Here is a 16,743-nt window from a genome sequence, read left to right on the forward strand (position 1 = left end):
TCAATTTAATGGGCTGTCGCCAAGCGGTAAGGCACGAGGTTTTGATCCTCGCATACCAAGGTTCGAATCCTTGCAGCCCAGCCATAATCTCCACACAATAGTTCCTTAGGAGTGCTTGAATGCGTGAAGCCTCGGTAATGGTATTCTCGGGGAATGCCAATAAGGCGTTGTCTGAAGGTATTGTGAAGAAGCTCAATATGCGCCTCGGCATGGCCACTGTTGGTCGTTTTAGTGATGGCGAGATTTTTGTTGAGATAGAAGAGAATGTTAGAGGTAGGGATGTATTTGTCATACAGCCTACCTGTGCGCCTACCAACGAAAACCTGATGGAATTGTTGGTGATGATCGATGCTATGAGGCGGGCGTCTGCGGCTAGAATAACCGCTGTGATGCCTTATTATGGTTATGCTCGGCAAGATAGGCGCTCAAGATCGGCCAGGGTGCCTATTACTGCAAGATTGGTTGCGGATATGATAGGAAATGCCGGGGCTGACAGGGCTTTGACCGTTGATTTGCATGCTGATCAAATTATGGGGTTCTTTGGGATTCCTGTTGATAATGTGTATGCTTCCCCTATTTTGCTAGGCGATATTTGGCGGCAAGAATACGAAGATTTGATCGTGGTGTCGCCCGATGTTGGAGGGGTGGTAAGGGCTAGAGCCATTGCCAAGCGCCTCGGCGATGCTGATTTGGCGATAATCGACAAGCGTAGGCCTAGGCCGAACGTTTCTGAAATAATGCACATTATCGGCGATGTAGAGGGTCGGACATGTGTCATGGTAGATGACTTGGTCGATACGGCCGGCACTTTGTGTCATGCGGCAGAAGCACTCAAGAAAAATGGTGCCAAGAAGGTTGTTGCATACTGTACTCACCCGGTGTTATCCGGTGCGGCTGCGGAGAATGTTGAAAATTCCGTTCTTGATGAGTTGGTGGTTACTGATACGATTCCGTTGACTGCAGAATTGTCCGGGATTGATAAGATCAGGCAGCTAAGTGTTGCGGAAATGTTGGCGGAAACAATACGGCGGATAGCTGTGGGCGAGTCTGTAAGCTCGCTTTATGTTGACTGATAAGAATTAAAGTAGTGCTTGTGGAACAAGCTTTTGGAGAAAAAAATGGCTAACGTGTTTGAATTTGTTGCAGAAGCTCGCAGTGCCTCGGGCAGTAGTGCGGCCAAAGTTGTTCGTCGCCAGGGTAAAGTGCCAGCCGTAGTTTATGGTGGTAACGGTGCTCCTGAGATGTTGTTGCTGGACCATAACGAAGTGGTTAAGCATTTGGTGCATGAGGCGGTTTATTCTCATGTGCTTGATCTTAAAATCGACGGCAAAACAGAAAAAGCTGTTCTTAAGCATATACAGAGACACCCTGCAAAGCCGATAGTTTTGCATATGGACTTTATGCGTGTTGATGAGACGCATAAATTGAAAGTCCATGTTCCTTTGCATTTTATCAATGAAGCTATTTCGGTCGGCGTTAAAAAGGGCGGTTTAGTCACTCATGCAATGGCTGATGTCGAGGTGTTGTGTATGCCTTCTGCTTTGCCGGAATTTATCGAGGTAGATCTGGCTGGTGTAGATGTTGGTTCGACAATACATTTGTCTGATTTGGTTTTGCCGGCCGGTGTTGAAATCGCTGCGTTGCAGCATGGTGCTGAGCATGATCATCCGGTTGCACAAATTGTTAAGCCAAGATCTGTGGAGTCAGCTGAGTAGTAGCATATTAAGCTTCGCTTGAATGATTAAGTTAGTTGTTGGTCTGGGTAATCCTGGGCGGCAATACGAAAAAACCCGGCATAATGCCGGGTTTTTGTTTGTGGAGTACCTGGCGGGATTGGCTGGTGTTGGTTGGTCGAGCAGTGGTCAGTTTTCCGGTGAGGTGGCGGAGTGCAATATTGGCGGATGTAAGCTGATATTGTTAAAGCCGATGACTTTTATGAATAAAAGCGGCATGTCTGTTGGTAAGCTTTTGCGATATTACAAGCTCAATCCAGACGAGATGCTTGTGGTTCATGATGATCTTGAGTTGTCCGAGGGTGTTGTCAGGTTAAAGCGGGATGGAGGTCATGGGGGGCATAATGGGCTTCGCGATATTATCGCCCACATTGATTCTCGTGATTTTTACCGGCTGAGACTCGGTATTGGTCGCCCTGTGACAAGGGAAAAGGTAGCTGATTACGTATTGTCTGGGTTGTCGCTAGACGGTCAGGCGAGACTGCTTGGTATGTTTGAGGGAGTGGCAAAAAATATGGAGGCGCTAATTGCGGGCGATTATGCTCTGATTAATGCCTAAGAGTCTTTAGAAAGGATTCTTAAAAAAAACTTGACTAGGATTTTATAAATAAGGATAATTGACCGAATAAGTAACGGAGGGGTTCCCGAGCGGCCAAAGGGATCAGACTGTAAATCTGCCGGTTCTACCTTCGGAGGTTCGAATCCTCCCCCCTCCACCACCAAATTTAATGGGATCTGCGGGTGTAGTTCAATGGTAGAACTCCAGCCTTCCAAGCTGATTGCGTGGGTTCGATTCCCATCACCCGCTCCATTCTCGAGGTAATGGTACTCGCTCATATAGCTCAGTAGGTAGAGCACTTCCTTGGTAAGGAAGAGGTCACCGGTTCGAATCCGGTTATGAGCTCCAGATAAGGTTGATTGTTTCTGTTGTAGTTAGGGTGTTTCATAATGGCTAAAGAAAAATTTGAAAGAAAGAAACCGCACGTAAACGTTGGCACCATTGGTCACGTTGACCATGGTAAAACCACATTGACAGCGGCATTAACAAAAGTAATGGCGGAGCTGCAAGGCGGCGAGGTCAAGGCTTTTGATCAAATCGACAACGCCCCGGAAGAACGTGCGCGCGGTATCACTATTTCTACCTCACACGTAGAGTATGAGTCAGCCAACCGCCACTATGCCCACGTTGACTGCCCTGGTCACGCTGACTACGTTAAAAACATGATTACCGGTGCGGCCCAAATGGACGGCGCCATCCTGGTTTGCTCGGCTGCGGACGGTCCTATGCCGCAAACGCGCGAACACATCCTGTTGTCACGTCAAGTCGGTGTGCCTTACATTGTCGTGTTCTTGAACAAAGCAGATATGGTAGACGACGCCGAGCTGATTGAGCTTGTCGAAATGGAAATTCGTGAGCTGTTGAATCAATATGAATTCCCTGGTGACGATACCCCTATTATTGTGGGTTCTGCATTGAAAGCTTTAGAAGGCGAGCAAAGCGAAATTGGTGTACAATCCGTAGTCCGCTTGGTTGAGGCCCTGGATAGTTACATTCCTGAGCCAGAGCGTGCGATCGACGGCAAATTCTTGATGCCCATCGAAGACGTGTTCTCAATTTCAGGTCGCGGTACCGTAGTAACCGGTCGTGTTGAGCGTGGCATCATCAAAGTGGGCGAAGCAGTTGAAATCGTCGGCATCAAAGACACCGTTCAAACGACCTGCACCGGTGTGGAAATGTTCCGCAAGCTGCTCGATCAAGGTCAAGCGGGTGATAACGTCGGTGTCCTGTTGCGTGGTACCAAAAGAGAAGATGTTGAACGTGGTCAAGTATTGGCGCATGTTAACTCCATCAAGCCACACGCTCACTTTAAAGCAGAGATTTATGTGCTGTCCAAAGAAGAGGGTGGTCGTCATACCCCGTTCTTCAACGGCTACCGTCCGCAGTTCTACTTTAGAACAACCGACGTAACCGGTGCGGTTGATTTGCCAGAAGGTGTGGAAATGGTGATGCCAGGCGATAACATCGCTGTTACCGTAAAACTAATCTCACCGATTGCGATGGAAGACGGCTTACGTTTTGCGATTCGCGAAGGTGGTCGCACCGTTGGTGCGGGTGTTGTTGCTTCAATTATCGAGTAATAACCGGTTTTGATTCAAAAAATATTTTCTGAATAGGTCAGTAGTTCAATTGGTAGAGCAGCGGTCTCCAAAACCGCAAGTTGGGGGTTCGAGTCCCTCCTGGCCTGCCATTCAGAGAATCTTCATAATTTAATTCAAGTTGACTAAATGAACGCACAGGCAGAAGAAGTCTCCTCAGTGGTGGACATCGTAAAGTTGGCTTTATCTCTGGTTTTTGTTGTTGCCGGCATATCAGCGTTCTACTATTTTTCTGATTTGCAGCTTCTTTATCGCGTTTTAGTTTTGGTGGCGGTTTTAGCGGCTGCTGTGGCTGTCGCTTTTACGACTGCTAAAGGTCGTGGTCTATGGGGTTTTATGCTGGAGTCGAAGCAGGAATTCAAGAGAATCGTATGGCCCACTAAAGACGAGGCGGTTCGTACTACGCTAATGGTTTTTTTAATGGTCTTCATAGTAGGCTTAATACTGTGGTTGCTAGATATGTTTTTGTTTTGGGGTGTTCAGCTTTTGATGAGCCAGGGGATTAAATAATGGCGCTTCGCTGGTATGTCGTTCATGCTTATTCCAACTTTGAAAATAAAGTCAAGCAAGCTCTGGAAGAGCGCATAAAACGTGAAGGATTGGAGGAATTTTTTGGAAAAATTCTGGTTCCTACCGAAGAGGTCGTTGAAATGCGTATGGGTCAGCAGCGTAAAAGTGAAAGAAAATTCTTTCCCGGATACGTGCTTGTGCAAATGGAATTGAATGACGAAACATGGCATTTGGTAAGGAACGTCCCCAGAGTATTGGGCTTTATTGGTGGGGCATCAGATAGGCCGTCACCAATCTCTGAAAAAGAAGCGATGGCAATATTAAATCGCGTTGAAGAGGGTGTGAATAAACCGAGGCCTAAAGTGTTGTTCGAAGTTGGGGAAGTTGTTCGGATTACCGATGGCCCATTTAAAGACTTCAATGGCAACATAGAAGAAGTCAATTACGAGAAGAGCCGGTTGCGCGTATCGGTTCTTATTTTCGGTCGATCTACACCAGTTGAATTAGAATTTGGACAGGTTGAAAAAGTCTAACCTACAATCCGAGATTTTTACGAATCCCTGTCATTTATGTGGCCGGGATTTTTGTTTGTTGGGGAGCTGAAAAGCGTTTGCACCCGTTAGGAGTATAAAATGGCAAAAAAAATTGATTCGTACATCAAGCTGCAAGTTAAAGCAGGTGAGGCTAATCCTAGTCCACCAATTGGTCCTGCATTGGGTCAGCGTGGTGTCAATATTATGGAGTTCTGCAAGGCGTTTAATGCGAGAACTCAAGAAGTTGAGAAAGGCCTGCCTTTGCCTGTTGTTATCACCGTCTATAGTGATAAAAGCTTTACTTTTATTACCAAGACGCCACCCGCTTCGGTTTTGTTGAAAAAAGCAGTGGGTATTAAAAGCGGAAGCAGCAAGCCCAATTCTAATAAAGTCGGCACGGTTTCGCGTGCGCAGTTGGAAGAAATCGCTAAAACCAAAATGGAAGACTTGAACGCAGCTAATTTGGAAGCGGCGATAAGAATTATTGCGGGAAGCGCTCGCAGCATGGGTTTGAACGTGGAGGGCGTGTAATGGCAAAAGTAACTAAAAAAGCAAAGGCTATCAAAGAAAAGGTAGTTAGAAGTAAACAATATTCGGTTGCCGAAGCGGTGGCTCTTTTAAAAGAGTTCGCGAATAGCAAGTTTGATGAGTCAGTGGATGTGAGTGTTAATTTGGGTGTTGATCCACGCAAATCCGACCAAAACGTTCGTGGTGCCTCCGTGTTGCCTAACGGGACTGGCAAAACGGTAAGAGTTGCTGTGTTTACTCAAGGCCCTAATGCTGATGCAGCGCGTGAAGCGGGCGCGGACATCGTCGGAATGGACGATTTGGCCGAGCAAGTTAAGCGCGGCGAGATGAACTTTGATGTGGTCATTGCCTCACCTGATGCAATGCGGGTGGTTGGTCAATTGGGCCAAATTTTGGGCCCAAGAGGCCTGATGCCTAACCCAAAGGTGGGTACCGTAACCCCAGATGTCGTTACCGCAGTCAAAAATGCCAAATCAGGACAGGTCAGGTACCGCACCGATAAATCAGGCATCATTCATTGCTCTATCGGCAAAGTGTCTTTCGATGAAACCTCACTTAAACAAAATCTGGAGTTTTTGATTTCAGATCTGAAAAAAGCCAAGCCTACGGCAGCGAAAGGCGTGTATCTGAAAAAAATTGCCCTGTCGTCGACTATGGGTCCAGGTTTGTGGATCGATCAAAGCAGCATCGATATTTAAGAAATTAACAGTTGTAAGGCTTTGGGTTGCCGAGTTATCGGCAACCGTCAAAGACCGTAGGTGCGCAAGCTTAATTTTCCTACGCAGACGGGAGCTGGAGCCGCAAAGTTGGTGAAAGGGACCGTGAAAGGGGCATCGAAAGATGCGTTTCATAGATCCGATGCATAATCGGAAAGTACCGGAGGTAGATGTGGCACTCAATTTAGATAGCAAAAAAGTTGTCGTAGAGGAAGTTGCTGAATTCGCCGCTAAAGCCCATTCCGCAATTGCTGCGGAATATCGGGGTTTGACAGTTACCGAATTAACGGAACTGCGTAAAACCGCGAGAGAAACGGGCGTTTATTTGCGCGTAGTCAAAAATACACTGGCTAAACGTGCTGTCGCTGGGACTGAGTTTGAATGTATGCAGGAAGGACTGGTTGGTCCTTTAATTCTGGCATTTTCCATGGAAGATCCAGGCTGCGCTGCACGACTCATCAGCGAATTCTCCAAAGGCCATAACAAACTGATCGCTAAAGTAGTTGCGATCGGCGGACAAGCCTTTGACGGATCGGAGCTGGATAGATTGGCAAGATTGCCAACCCGTGATCAAGGTATCAGCATGCTGATGTCGGTCATGAAAGCACCGGTCGAGAAACTCGCGCGTACTCTGGCTGCAATCAGAGACGAGAAAGAAGCAGCATAATCTCTCGTTAACCAGTTAAAACTCATTAATTTTAGAGGAATACACAATGGCAATTTCACAACAAGACATCTTGGAAGCAGTCTCTAACATGACTGTTATGGAAATCGTTGATCTGATTTCAGCGATGGAAGAAAAGTTTGGCGTTTCTGCTGCGGCGGCAGTGGCGGTTGCAGCTCCTGTAGCAGCGGCTGTTGTTGAAGAGCAAACCGAGTTCGATGTTATCTTGACCGGTTTCGGCGAGAACAAAGTAGCGGTTATTAAAGCAGTTCGCGGTTTGACAGGCTTGGGCTTGAAAGAAGCTAAAGACGCTGTTGAAGGCGCACCAACTACCGTTAAAGAAGGTGTCAACAAAGCCGAAGCTGAAGCGGCGAAAAAAGAGCTTGAAGAAGCTGGCGCAACTGCCGAAATCAAATAAGCATCTTGACTGCATACCAGGCATAAGCCTACCAAACCGGGCTGACGGCATTTTGCCGTCGGCCTTTTACTGTTTCTAAAACAGTAGTAAATAATCTCTGACGACGAAGGTATAGAAGCAATATGGCCTATTCTTTTACCGAAAAAAAGCGTATCCGTAATAATTTTGGGAAGGGTTCCGAAGTATTGGAAGTCCCCTATCTTTTGGCAACACAAATTGATTCGTATGCAAATTTTTTGCAGTCCGGCATAGAGCCGGATAAAAGACGTAATCAGGGGCTGCATGCCGCATTCTCCAGTGTCTTTCCGGTAGTAAGTCATTCCGGCTATGCCGTATTGGAGTACGTTAAATATCGCTTGGGGGAACCCGCATTCGATGTAAGAGAATGTCAACAGCGCGGTGCTACATTTTCAGCTCCGTTGCGCGTTTTAGTACGTTTAGTTATCTATGATAAAGACGCGCCTGCCAATACCAAGGTCGTTAAAGACATTAGAGAGCAAGAAGTTTACATGGGCGAACTTCCGCTAATGACCGATAACGGCACTTTCGTGATTAACGGTACTGAGCGGGTCATTGTGTCGCAGTTGCACAGATCTCCCGGTGTATTCTACGATCACGACAAAGGTAAAACCCATTCGTCCGGTAAATTGCTGTTCAATGCACGGGTAATACCGTATCGTGGCTCATGGTTGGATTTTGAATTCGATCATAAAGACGCCGTATATGTGCGTATAGACAGACGTAGAAAAATTCCGGCTACTATTTTGTTACGGGCTTTGGGATATGAAAACGAAGAAATGATCAACATTTTCTTCGAAACCAACAAGTTCTCATTGAGCGCCGAAAAATTGATGTTCCACGTTATTCCGGATAGGTTGCGTGGTGAAATGGCTGTTTTCGATATTAAGCACGACGGTAACGTTGTTATCGAAGAAGGTCGCAGAATTACAGCGAAGCATGTTCGTCAACTGGAAAAGTCCGGTGTCACTGAAATCGAAGTGCCTAGAGACTATCTGTATGGAAAAATTCTGGGCCACAATATTGTCGATAAATCCACTGGCGAGTTGTTGGCCAGTGTTAACGACGAAATCACCGATAATTTATTGCAAAAATTGATCGACGCAGGTGTTACCGAGATAAACACCCTGTATGTCAACGATTTGGATAGGGGGCCGTATATCTCCAATTCGATGCGCCTGGATACCACCACAAATCGCTTGGAAGCCTTGGTAGAAATTTATCGTATGATGCGTCCTGGCGAGCCGCCTACCGTCGAGTCTGCGGAAAATTTATTCGAAAACCTGTTCTTTACCGACGAGCGTTACGACCTGTCAGCTGTTGGACGGATGAAATTTAACCGTCGCCTGGGTCGTGAAGAGACAGAAGGCTTAGGGACTCTAAGCAAAGAAGACATCATCGATGTACTGAAAGAACTGATCAAGATCAGAAATGGTAACGGTACCGTAGACGATATCGATCATTTGGGTAACAGACGCGTACGTTCTGTTGGGGAAATGATCGAGAACCAGTTCCGTATCGGTTTAGTACGAGTTGAAAGGGCTGTCAGAGAGCGTTTGACTTTGGCGGATTCCGAAGGCTATATGCCGCAGGAAATCATCAATGCGAAACCAGTTTCCGCTGCGGTCAAAGAGTTCTTTGGTTCTAGCCAGCTGTCGCAGTTTATGGACCAAAACAATCCGCTGTCGCAAGTCACTCATAAACGCCGAGTTTCGGCCTTGGGACCAGGTGGTTTGGCCAGAGAACGCGCTGGATTCGAGGTTCGTGACGTTCACACCACTCACTATGGTCGGGTTTGCCCTATCGAAACGCCAGAGGGACCGAACATCGGTTTGATTAACTCTCTGTCGGTGTATGCTAGAACCAACGAATATGGCTTCCTGGAAACCCCTTATCGGAAAGTGGTCGATGGCAAAGTTACCGATCAGGTCGATTACATCTCGGCTATTGAGGAAGGCGAATACGTTATTGCGCAGTCCAGCGTTGCGGTTGACGAAAGCGGCAAATTGGTTGAAGGCTTAGTATCTTGCCGTTACAAAGACGAATTTACTTTGGCCTCCTCCGAAACTGTGCAGTATATGGACGTATCGTCCAAACAGATCGTTTCCGTGGCAGCATCGATTATTCCGTTCCTTGAGCACGATGACGCGAACCGGGCTTTGATGGGTTCTAACATGCAACGGCAAGCCGTTCCGACGTTGCGCGCTGAGAAGCCTTTAGTTGGTACCGGTATGGAACGCGTAGTGGCCAAAGACTCTGGCGTAACCGTAGTTGCGACTCGCGGCGGTCGTATCGAAGCGGTCGATGCAGCGCGCATCGTGGTACGTGCAAACGATAATGAAACGGTAGCTGGCGTACCAGGTGTCGATATTTATAACTTGATTAAATATACCCGATCTAACCAAAACACCTGCATTAACCAGAAACCACTGGTTAAACTCGGTGACATAGTTAGAGCCGGCGATATTTTGGCGGACGGTCCATCGACCGACATAGGCGAATTGGCACTTGGTCAAAACATGTTGATCGCCTTCATGCCATGGAACGGTTATAACTTCGAAGACTCGATTCTGGTTTCAGAGCGGGTGGTAAAGGAAGATCGTTTTACCACGATTCATATCGAAGAAAAAACCTGCGTAGCGCGTGAAACCAAACACAGCCCCGAAGAGATTACTGCGGATATACCAAACGTTAGTGAAGAAGCCTTATCCAAACTGGACGAATCCGGCATCGTTTATGTGGGCGCGGAAGTGAAAGGCGGCGACATTCTGGTTGGTAAAGTGACGCCAAAAGGCGAAACGCAATTAACGCCGGAAGAAAAACTGCTGAGAGCGATTTTCGGCGAAAAAGCGGCCGACGTTAAGGATACTTCTCTGCGCGTACCCGGCAATGTTCGCGGTACGGTGATCGATGTGCAAGTTTTCACCCGCGATGGTGTGAAGAAAGACAAGCGAGCATTGGAAATCGAAGATGCGGAAATCAAGCGTTACCGGAAAGACTTGGACGACCAGCTGAAAATCGTCGAGCACGATATTTTTGCGCGGGTAAAAACTTTGTTAGCCGGTAAAAAGGCTGAAAAAGGCCCGAATGGCTTGAAAAAAGGCGAAGAGATTACTGCCGATTACCTCGATGGACTGGTTCCCTCAGAGTTGTTGAAAATTCGCACACAGGACGAAGATGTCAATGTGCAGTTGGAGACTGTTGCCGAGCATGTAGAGCAGCAACGTAAAGAGTTCGACGAACGTTTCGAGCAGAAAAAGAAAAAAATCACGATGGGCGACGATTTGGCGCCAGGTGTGTTGAAAATGGTCAAAGTTTATTTGGCCGTGAAAAAACGCATTCAGCCCGGCGACAAAATGGCGGGTCGCCATGGTAACAAAGGTGTTATCTCGCAAATCGTACCGATTGAAGATATGCCTTATACAGCTGACGGCAATCCTGTCGACATTCTATTAAACCCACTCGGTGTACCGTCGCGTATGAACGTTGGACAGGTACTGGAAACACATTTGGGTTGGGCTTCCAAAGGTTTGGGTATCAAGATCGGTAAGATGCTTGAAGCTCAAGCAAAAGTCGTCGAAATTCGTGGTTTCTTGGAGAAAATTTACAATTGCAGCGGTAGAAAAGAAGATCTTAATTCATTCACCGATAAAGAAATTCTGGAGATGGCGGTAAATCTGGTCGCCGGTGTGCCGATGGCGACTCCTGTATTCGACGGTGCTTCCGAAGAAGATATTCGTACAATGTTGCGTTTAGCGGATTTGCCGGAACATGGACAAACCGTGCTTTATGATGGCTTAACGGGCGAACCGTTTGAGCGTGAAGTTACAGTGGGTTACATGTACATGCTGAAACTGAATCACTTGGTGGACGACAAAATGCATGCACGTTCAACCGGCCCATATAGTTTGGTAACACAACAGCCTTTGGGCGGTAAAGCCCAATTCGGTGGCCAACGTTTTGGTGAGATGGAGGTTTGGGCGCTCGAAGCTTACGGTGCCGCTTATACGTTACAAGAAATGTTGACGGTCAAATCCGACGACGTCACAGGCAGAACCAGAATGTATAAAAACATTGTCGATGGCAACCATTCAATGGAAGCCGGCATGCCGGAATCATTCAATGTCTTAGTGAAAGAGATTCGTTCGCTAGCAGTGAATATCGAAATGGAACAAGATTAATTCTGTTCTTTGCGAGATAGATTCTGGACAATATCGGATAACATTTAAAGGGGATAAGCTCTTGAAAGATTTAATGAATTTCTTAAAACGTCAAGGTCGTACAGATGATTTTGACAATATCCGCATTGGATTGGCTTCGCCGGACATGATTCGTTCTTGGTCTTATGGTGAAGTTAAAAAGCCTGAGACAATCAATTACCGTACCTTTAAGCCGGAACGTGATGGCCTGTTTTGCGCCAAGATTTTTGGACCGATCAGCGATTACGAGTGTTTGTGCGGTAAATACAAGCGCCTAAAACATCGCGGTGTCATCTGCGAAAAATGCGGAGTCGAAGTTACCCTGTCTAAGGTGCGCCGGGAACGAATGGGCCATATCGATTTGGCCAGCCCGGTTGCGCATATTTGGTTTCTGAAATCACTGCCTTCTCGGATTGCTTTGTTGTTGGATATGACGCTGCGTTCTATCGAGCGGGTGTTGTATTTCGAAACATTCGTAGTGATCGATCCGGGCATGTCGCCTTTGGAAAAAGGCCAGCTGCTGACCGACGAAGAATATTTGAACGCCGTTGAAGAGCACGGCGATGATTTTGTGGCAAAAATGGGTGCAGAAGCCATCTATGATTTGCTCAAGTCAATTGATTTAAAAGAAGAAATCAACACGCTGCGGGAAGAGATCAACGCGACGAATTCCGATACCAAAATCAAAAAATATTCGAAGCGTCTGAAAGTTATCGATTCCCTGCTGGCTTCCAATAATCGTCCAGAATGGATGATTATGACGGTGTTGCCAGTATTGCCGCCCGAGTTGCGCCCATTGGTGCCGCTGGATGGTGGTCGCTTTGCGACGTCTGATTTGAATGATTTGTATCGCCGGGTGATCAACAGAAACAATCGTTTGACACGCTTGTTGGACCTGAACGCGCCAGACATTATCGTTCGCAACGAAAAACGCATGCTGCAAGAGGCTGTCGATGCCTTGTTAGATAATGGTCGCCGCGGTCGTGCTATCACCGGTAGCAACAGACGTCCGTTGAAATCTTTGGCCGATATGATCAAAGGTAAGCAGGGTCGTTTCCGGCAAAACTTGTTGGGTAAACGTGTCGATTACTCGGGACGTTCGGTTATCGTGGTCGGCCCGACATTAAGACTGCATCAGTGCGGCTTGCCAAAAAAAATGGCACTGGAGCTGTTTAAACCTTTCATTTTTAGCAAATTGCAGCTACGCGGTTTGGCGACAACGATCAAAGCTGCCAAAAAAATGGTAGAACGGGAAGGCGCCGAAGTGTGGGATATTCTCGAAGAGGTAATTCGCGAACACCCTGTGCTGTTGAATCGTGCCCCGACTTTGCATAGATTGGGTATTCAAGCATTCGAGCCGATTTTGATCGAAGGCAAAGCCATTCAGCTGCATCCATTAGTTTGTAGTGCGTTTAACGCAGACTTTGACGGCGACCAAATGGCCGTGCATATTCCGTTGTCGATCGAGGCTCAGCTCGAAGCGCGTACCTTGATGATGGCGACTAACAATATTTTGTCACCCGCCAACGGTGAGCCTGTAATCAATCCGTCCCAGGACGTGGTATTGGGTTTGTATTACATCACGCGTGAGAAAATCAATGCGGTAGGCGAGGGTAGTGTGTTTGGCGATTTGTCCGAGGTAATGCTAGCTCTGGACGCTAAAGCTATTGAATTGCAGAGTAAAATCGAAGTACGTGTGACGGAGAAGTTAAAAACTCCGGAAGGTGACTTTGAAACTATAGTCAGTAGAAAGAAAACCACGGTTGGCCGTGCAATTGTTTGGGGCATCGTTCCTGACGGCATGCCATACGAATTGGTCAATGTGGACATGACCAAAAAGAACATATCCCGGCTGATCAACTATAGCTACCGCTATCTCGGTATCAAAGAAACCGTGATGTTGGCAGATAAGATCATGTATCTGGGATTCAAATACGCGACTCGTTCAGGCGTATCCTTCGGTATTGAAGACATGGAAATTCCGGTCAAAAAAGCCGACATCATCCGTTCAGCCGATGCTGAAGTTAACGAAATCCAGAATCAATACGCCTCAGGTTTGGTTACCGACGGCGAGCGCTACAACAAGGTTGTCGATATTTGGTCCCGCGCCAATGATCAGGTCGCCAAAGTGATGATGGAAGGCTTGGGGGAAGACGAAGTTGTCAACTCAAAAGGCGAGAAAGTAAAACAAAAGTCGTTCAACTCTATCTTTATGATGGCTGAATCCGGTGCGCGGGGTTCTGCGGCACAGATTCGACAGTTGGCGGGTATGCGTGGTTTGATGGCTAAGCCGGATGGCTCCATCATCGAGACCCCAATTACCGCGAACTTCCGTGAAGGTTTGGACGTATTACAGTACTTCATTTCAACCCACGGTGCGCGAAAAGGCTTGGCCGATACCGCTCTGAAAACCGCTAACTCGGGTTATTTGACCCGCCGTTTGGTTGACGTCGCGCAGGATTTGGTGATTGCCGAATCCGACTGCGGTACGCAAAACGGCCTGACCATGATGCCGATTATCGAAGGCGGCGACGTTGTCGAGCCATTGGTTGATCGCGTACTGGGACGGGTTGCTGCAATGGATGTAACTGATCCAGCCGGCAACAACGTTCTAATTCCTGCGGGCACGATGATCGATGAAAATCTGGTCACGGTTCTGGAGGATAACGGCGTCGATAAAATGTTGGTACGCTCAGTGATTACATGTGAATCGCGGCAAGGCGTGTGCGCCAAATGCTATGGTCGTGATTTGGGACGCGGCCATTTAGTCAACATTGGCGAAGCTGTTGGCGTTGTAGCGGCGCAGTCGATCGGTGAGCCGGGTACTCAGTTAACGATGCGGACGTTCCACATCGGAGGTGCTGCCTCCCGGTCTGCCGCGGTCAGTAACGTTCAGGTTAAATCGAGCGGTACTGCGAAGCTCAATAACTTGAAAACTGTGAAGAACAGAGAAAACAATCTCGTAGCCGTATCGCGGTCAGGCGAGGTTGGGGTGATGGATGATTACGGTCGTGAGCGCGAACGTTACAAAATACCTTACGGCGCTGTATTGTCTGTTGGTGACGGTAGTCCTGTCAGTGCCGGCGACATCATCGTTAATTGGGATCCGCACACCCATCCAGTTATTACCGAGGTAGACGGGTTTATTCAGCTGATCGATTTTATGGACGGTATTACTGTTCAAGAACAGTCGGATGACGTAACCGGCTTAACCTCGCGAGTGGTTACCGATCCTAAGCAAAGAAGCTCCGCTGGTAAAGAGTTGCGGCCTATGGTTCGTCTTCTCGATGAGCAAGGCGGACAAATCAATTTGCCGGGAACTGATATTCCCGCCCAATACTTCTTGCCGGCAGGCGCTATCGTCGGTGTTAAAGACGGTGGGGAAGTAAAGGTTGGTGACGTTTTGGCGAGAATTCCGCAAGAGTCTAGTAAAACTCGGGATATTACCGGTGGTTTGCCACGGGTCGCTGATTTGTTCGAAGCCCGGAAAACCAAAGATCCTGCGATTTTGGCCGAGGCAACCGGTATGGTCTCCTTTGGTAAAGAAACTAAGGGTAAGCAGCGCGTCATCATCACTGATTCGGAAGGCGAGCAATACGAAACATTGATTCCAAAATGGCGCCATATCACTGTGTTCGAGGGTGAGTTTGTCGATAAGGGCGAAACCATCGCTGAAGGTGAATTGACCCCGCATGACATCTTGAGATTACGTGGTATCGAAGAGTTGGCGGACTATCTGGTAAAAGAAATTCAGGATGTCTATCGTTTGCAAGGTGTGAAAATCAATGACAAGCACATTGAGGCAATCATCCGTCAAATGCTCAGAAAAGTTGAGATTACCGCGTCTGGTGATACCGATTTTGTTAAGGGGGAGCAGGTCGAGCGCACCATGATTAACGCGGTTAACGACCAAGTTGAAAGAGAAGGGAAGATTCCGGCTAGCTACGATTCTTTGTTGTTGGGCATCACGAAAGCGTCGTTGGCCACTGAGTCATTTATTTCGGCGGCGTCGTTCCAGGAGACAACTCGTGTATTGACCGATGCTGCGGTAAGAGGCATCAGCGATAGCTTGAATGGCTTGAAAGAGAACGTAATTGTTGGGCGTCTCATTCCAGCGGGTACTGGTTTGGCTTACCATGAACAACGGCGTAAGAGAAGAGCTGCGGACTCTGGCTCCAGCTCAGAAACGGCTACCCAGGCCATTGAAGCGGTTGACGTTGAAGAGGCTTTGAAACAAGCATTGAATGTAGAGTAGAGATTCTCAAAAATGCTTGACCTGGTTCTATTGTAAAGGTATTATGTTCTGCTCACATCAGCCAATAGGTTTGGGCGGAGCTGTATTGATCTGTGATTGCGCAGATTTCTTTATTGCTTATTAAACATTGCATATTCGGAGTAGTTAAGAATGGCCACGATCAATCAATTGGTCCGTAAGCCTCGTGCTAAAAAAATAGAGAAGACTAACGTTCCGGCGTTGGAAGCTTGTCCGCAAAGACGCGGGGTTTGTACCAGAGTTTATACCACAACCCCTAAAAAGCCGAACTCGGCTTTGCGTAAAGTTGCAAGGGTGAGGTTGACCAATGGTGCCGAGGTAAGTAGTTACATCGGTGGCGAGGGTCATAATCTTCAGGAGCATTCCGTGGTGTTGATTCGGGGTGGTCGTGTAAAAGATTTACCTGGTGTTCGCTATCACGTGGTTCGGGGAAGTCTCGATACTTCTGGTGTTAAGGATAGAAAATGTGGTCGCTCCAAATATGGCGCGAAAAGACCTAAGAAATAAAAGGTTGATAACAGATGTCAAGAAGAAGAGTTGCTGCAAAAAGAGTCATTAATCCGGATCCGCGTTTTGGTAGCGATATGTTGTCAAAATTCATGAATATGATCATGGAAGATGGTAAGAAGTCTGTCGCTGAGAAAATTGTTTACGGTGCGTTGGATGTCATTGAAGGTAAAGGCCATAAAGAGTCTTTAGATTTGGTTGCAAAAGCACTGGAAAATGTCCAGCCACGGGTTGAGGTTAAATCCCGCCGGGTTGGCGGTGCGACTTATCAGGTGCCTGTAGAGGTGCGTCCTGCTAGAAGGTTGGCGTTGTCGATGCGGTGGTTAATTGATGCTGCGCGCAAGCGCAACGAAAGAACCATGGCTGCTAAGTTGGCAGGTGAGTTGTTGGATGCGTCGGAAGGTCGTGGAGCGGCAGCAAAGAAACGCGAAGATACGCATAGAATGGCGGAAGCGAATAAAGCGTTTGCTCATTATCGCTGGTAATA

The 16,743-nt window shown here is 47.5% G+C and carries 14 protein-coding genes and 5 tRNA genes; all 19 read left to right on the top strand.

Going from position 1 to position 16,743, the window contains the following annotated elements; genetic code table 11:
• Window positions 1–9: 9 nt before the first annotated feature.
• Window positions 10–84, top strand: a tRNA-Gln gene (locus G006_RS0118850).
• A gap of 35 nt (window positions 85–119) precedes the next feature.
• Window positions 120–1,073, top strand: coding sequence for a ribose-phosphate diphosphokinase (locus G006_RS0118855; protein ID WP_020484787.1), 954 nt, complete (start codon window positions 120–122; stop codon window positions 1,071–1,073).
• A 45-nt stretch (window positions 1,074–1,118) separates the two neighbouring features.
• Complete coding sequence (locus G006_RS0118860; RefSeq protein WP_020484788.1) at window positions 1,119–1,715, top strand: 50S ribosomal protein L25/general stress protein Ctc; 597 nt, start codon at window positions 1,119–1,121, stop codon at window positions 1,713–1,715.
• Window positions 1,716–1,737: 22 nt separating this feature from the next.
• Window positions 1,738–2,292 (top strand): aminoacyl-tRNA hydrolase, encoded by a 555-nt coding sequence (pth, locus tag G006_RS0118865; protein ID WP_020484789.1) that lies wholly within the window; start codon window positions 1,738–1,740, stop codon window positions 2,290–2,292.
• A gap of 75 nt (window positions 2,293–2,367) precedes the next feature.
• Window positions 2,368–2,452: transfer RNA gene (locus G006_RS0118870), tRNA-Tyr, on the top strand.
• Between the two features lie 18 nt (window positions 2,453–2,470).
• A tRNA-Gly gene (locus G006_RS0118875) sits at window positions 2,471–2,544 on the top strand.
• A gap of 20 nt (window positions 2,545–2,564) precedes the next feature.
• A tRNA-Thr gene (locus G006_RS0118880) sits at window positions 2,565–2,640 on the top strand.
• A 41-nt stretch (window positions 2,641–2,681) separates the two neighbouring features.
• The gene (gene tuf, locus G006_RS0118885; protein ID WP_020484790.1) at window positions 2,682–3,872 is read left to right on the top strand and encodes an elongation factor Tu; all 1,191 of its coding nucleotides are present in this window, start codon (window positions 2,682–2,684) and stop codon (window positions 3,870–3,872) included.
• A 34-nt stretch (window positions 3,873–3,906) separates the two neighbouring features.
• Window positions 3,907–3,982 (top strand) — tRNA-Trp (locus G006_RS0118890).
• 37 nt (window positions 3,983–4,019) lie between these two features.
• Window positions 4,020–4,400, top strand: a complete 381-nt coding sequence (secE, locus tag G006_RS0118895; protein WP_020484791.1) for a preprotein translocase subunit SecE — start codon at window positions 4,020–4,022, stop codon at window positions 4,398–4,400.
• A complete protein-coding gene (gene nusG, locus G006_RS0118900) occupies window positions 4,400–4,933 on the top strand; it encodes a transcription termination/antitermination protein NusG (protein ID WP_020484792.1) in 534 nt (177 codons plus the stop codon). Before secE ends, nusG begins: the two co-directional genes overlap by 1 nt.
• Window positions 4,934–5,032: 99 nt before the next feature.
• Window positions 5,033–5,464 carry a 50S ribosomal protein L11 gene (gene rplK, locus G006_RS0118905; protein WP_020484793.1) on the top strand — a complete coding sequence of 144 codons (432 nt, stop codon included), beginning with the start codon at window positions 5,033–5,035 and terminating at the stop codon, window positions 5,462–5,464.
• On the top strand, window positions 5,464–6,159 hold the full coding sequence (rplA, locus tag G006_RS0118910; protein WP_020484794.1) for a 50S ribosomal protein L1: 696 nt from the start codon (window positions 5,464–5,466) through the stop codon (window positions 6,157–6,159). Before rplK ends, rplA begins: the two co-directional genes overlap by 1 nt.
• 190 nt (window positions 6,160–6,349) lie before the next feature.
• Window positions 6,350–6,844, top strand: coding sequence for a 50S ribosomal protein L10 (gene rplJ / locus G006_RS0118915; protein WP_026147170.1), 495 nt, complete (start codon window positions 6,350–6,352; stop codon window positions 6,842–6,844).
• Between the two features lie 46 nt (window positions 6,845–6,890).
• On the top strand, window positions 6,891–7,259 hold the full coding sequence (gene rplL, locus G006_RS0118920) for a 50S ribosomal protein L7/L12 (protein WP_020484796.1): 369 nt from the start codon (window positions 6,891–6,893) through the stop codon (window positions 7,257–7,259).
• A gap of 122 nt (window positions 7,260–7,381) precedes the next feature.
• Entirely contained in the window at window positions 7,382–11,458 is a 4,077-nt protein-coding gene (gene rpoB, locus G006_RS0118925) for a DNA-directed RNA polymerase subunit beta (RefSeq protein ID WP_020484797.1), read from the top strand.
• Window positions 11,459–11,531: 73 nt separating this feature from the next.
• Window positions 11,532–15,731 (top strand): DNA-directed RNA polymerase subunit beta', encoded by a 4,200-nt coding sequence (rpoC, locus tag G006_RS0118930; RefSeq protein WP_020484798.1) that lies wholly within the window; start codon window positions 11,532–11,534, stop codon window positions 15,729–15,731.
• A gap of 150 nt (window positions 15,732–15,881) precedes the next feature.
• Window positions 15,882–16,256 carry a 30S ribosomal protein S12 gene (gene rpsL / locus G006_RS0118935; protein ID WP_013820393.1) on the top strand — a complete coding sequence of 125 codons (375 nt, stop codon included), beginning with the start codon at window positions 15,882–15,884 and terminating at the stop codon, window positions 16,254–16,256.
• Between the two features lie 14 nt (window positions 16,257–16,270).
• Window positions 16,271–16,741 (top strand): 30S ribosomal protein S7, encoded by a 471-nt coding sequence (gene rpsG, locus G006_RS0118940; RefSeq protein WP_020484799.1) that lies wholly within the window; start codon window positions 16,271–16,273, stop codon window positions 16,739–16,741.
• The last annotated feature ends 2 nt before the right edge of the window (window positions 16,742–16,743 follow it).

Origin of the sequence: Methylomonas sp. MK1 (assembly GCF_000365425.1) — a bacterium.
In the GTDB taxonomy this organism is placed as follows: domain Bacteria; phylum Pseudomonadota; class Gammaproteobacteria; order Methylococcales; family Methylomonadaceae; genus Methylomonas.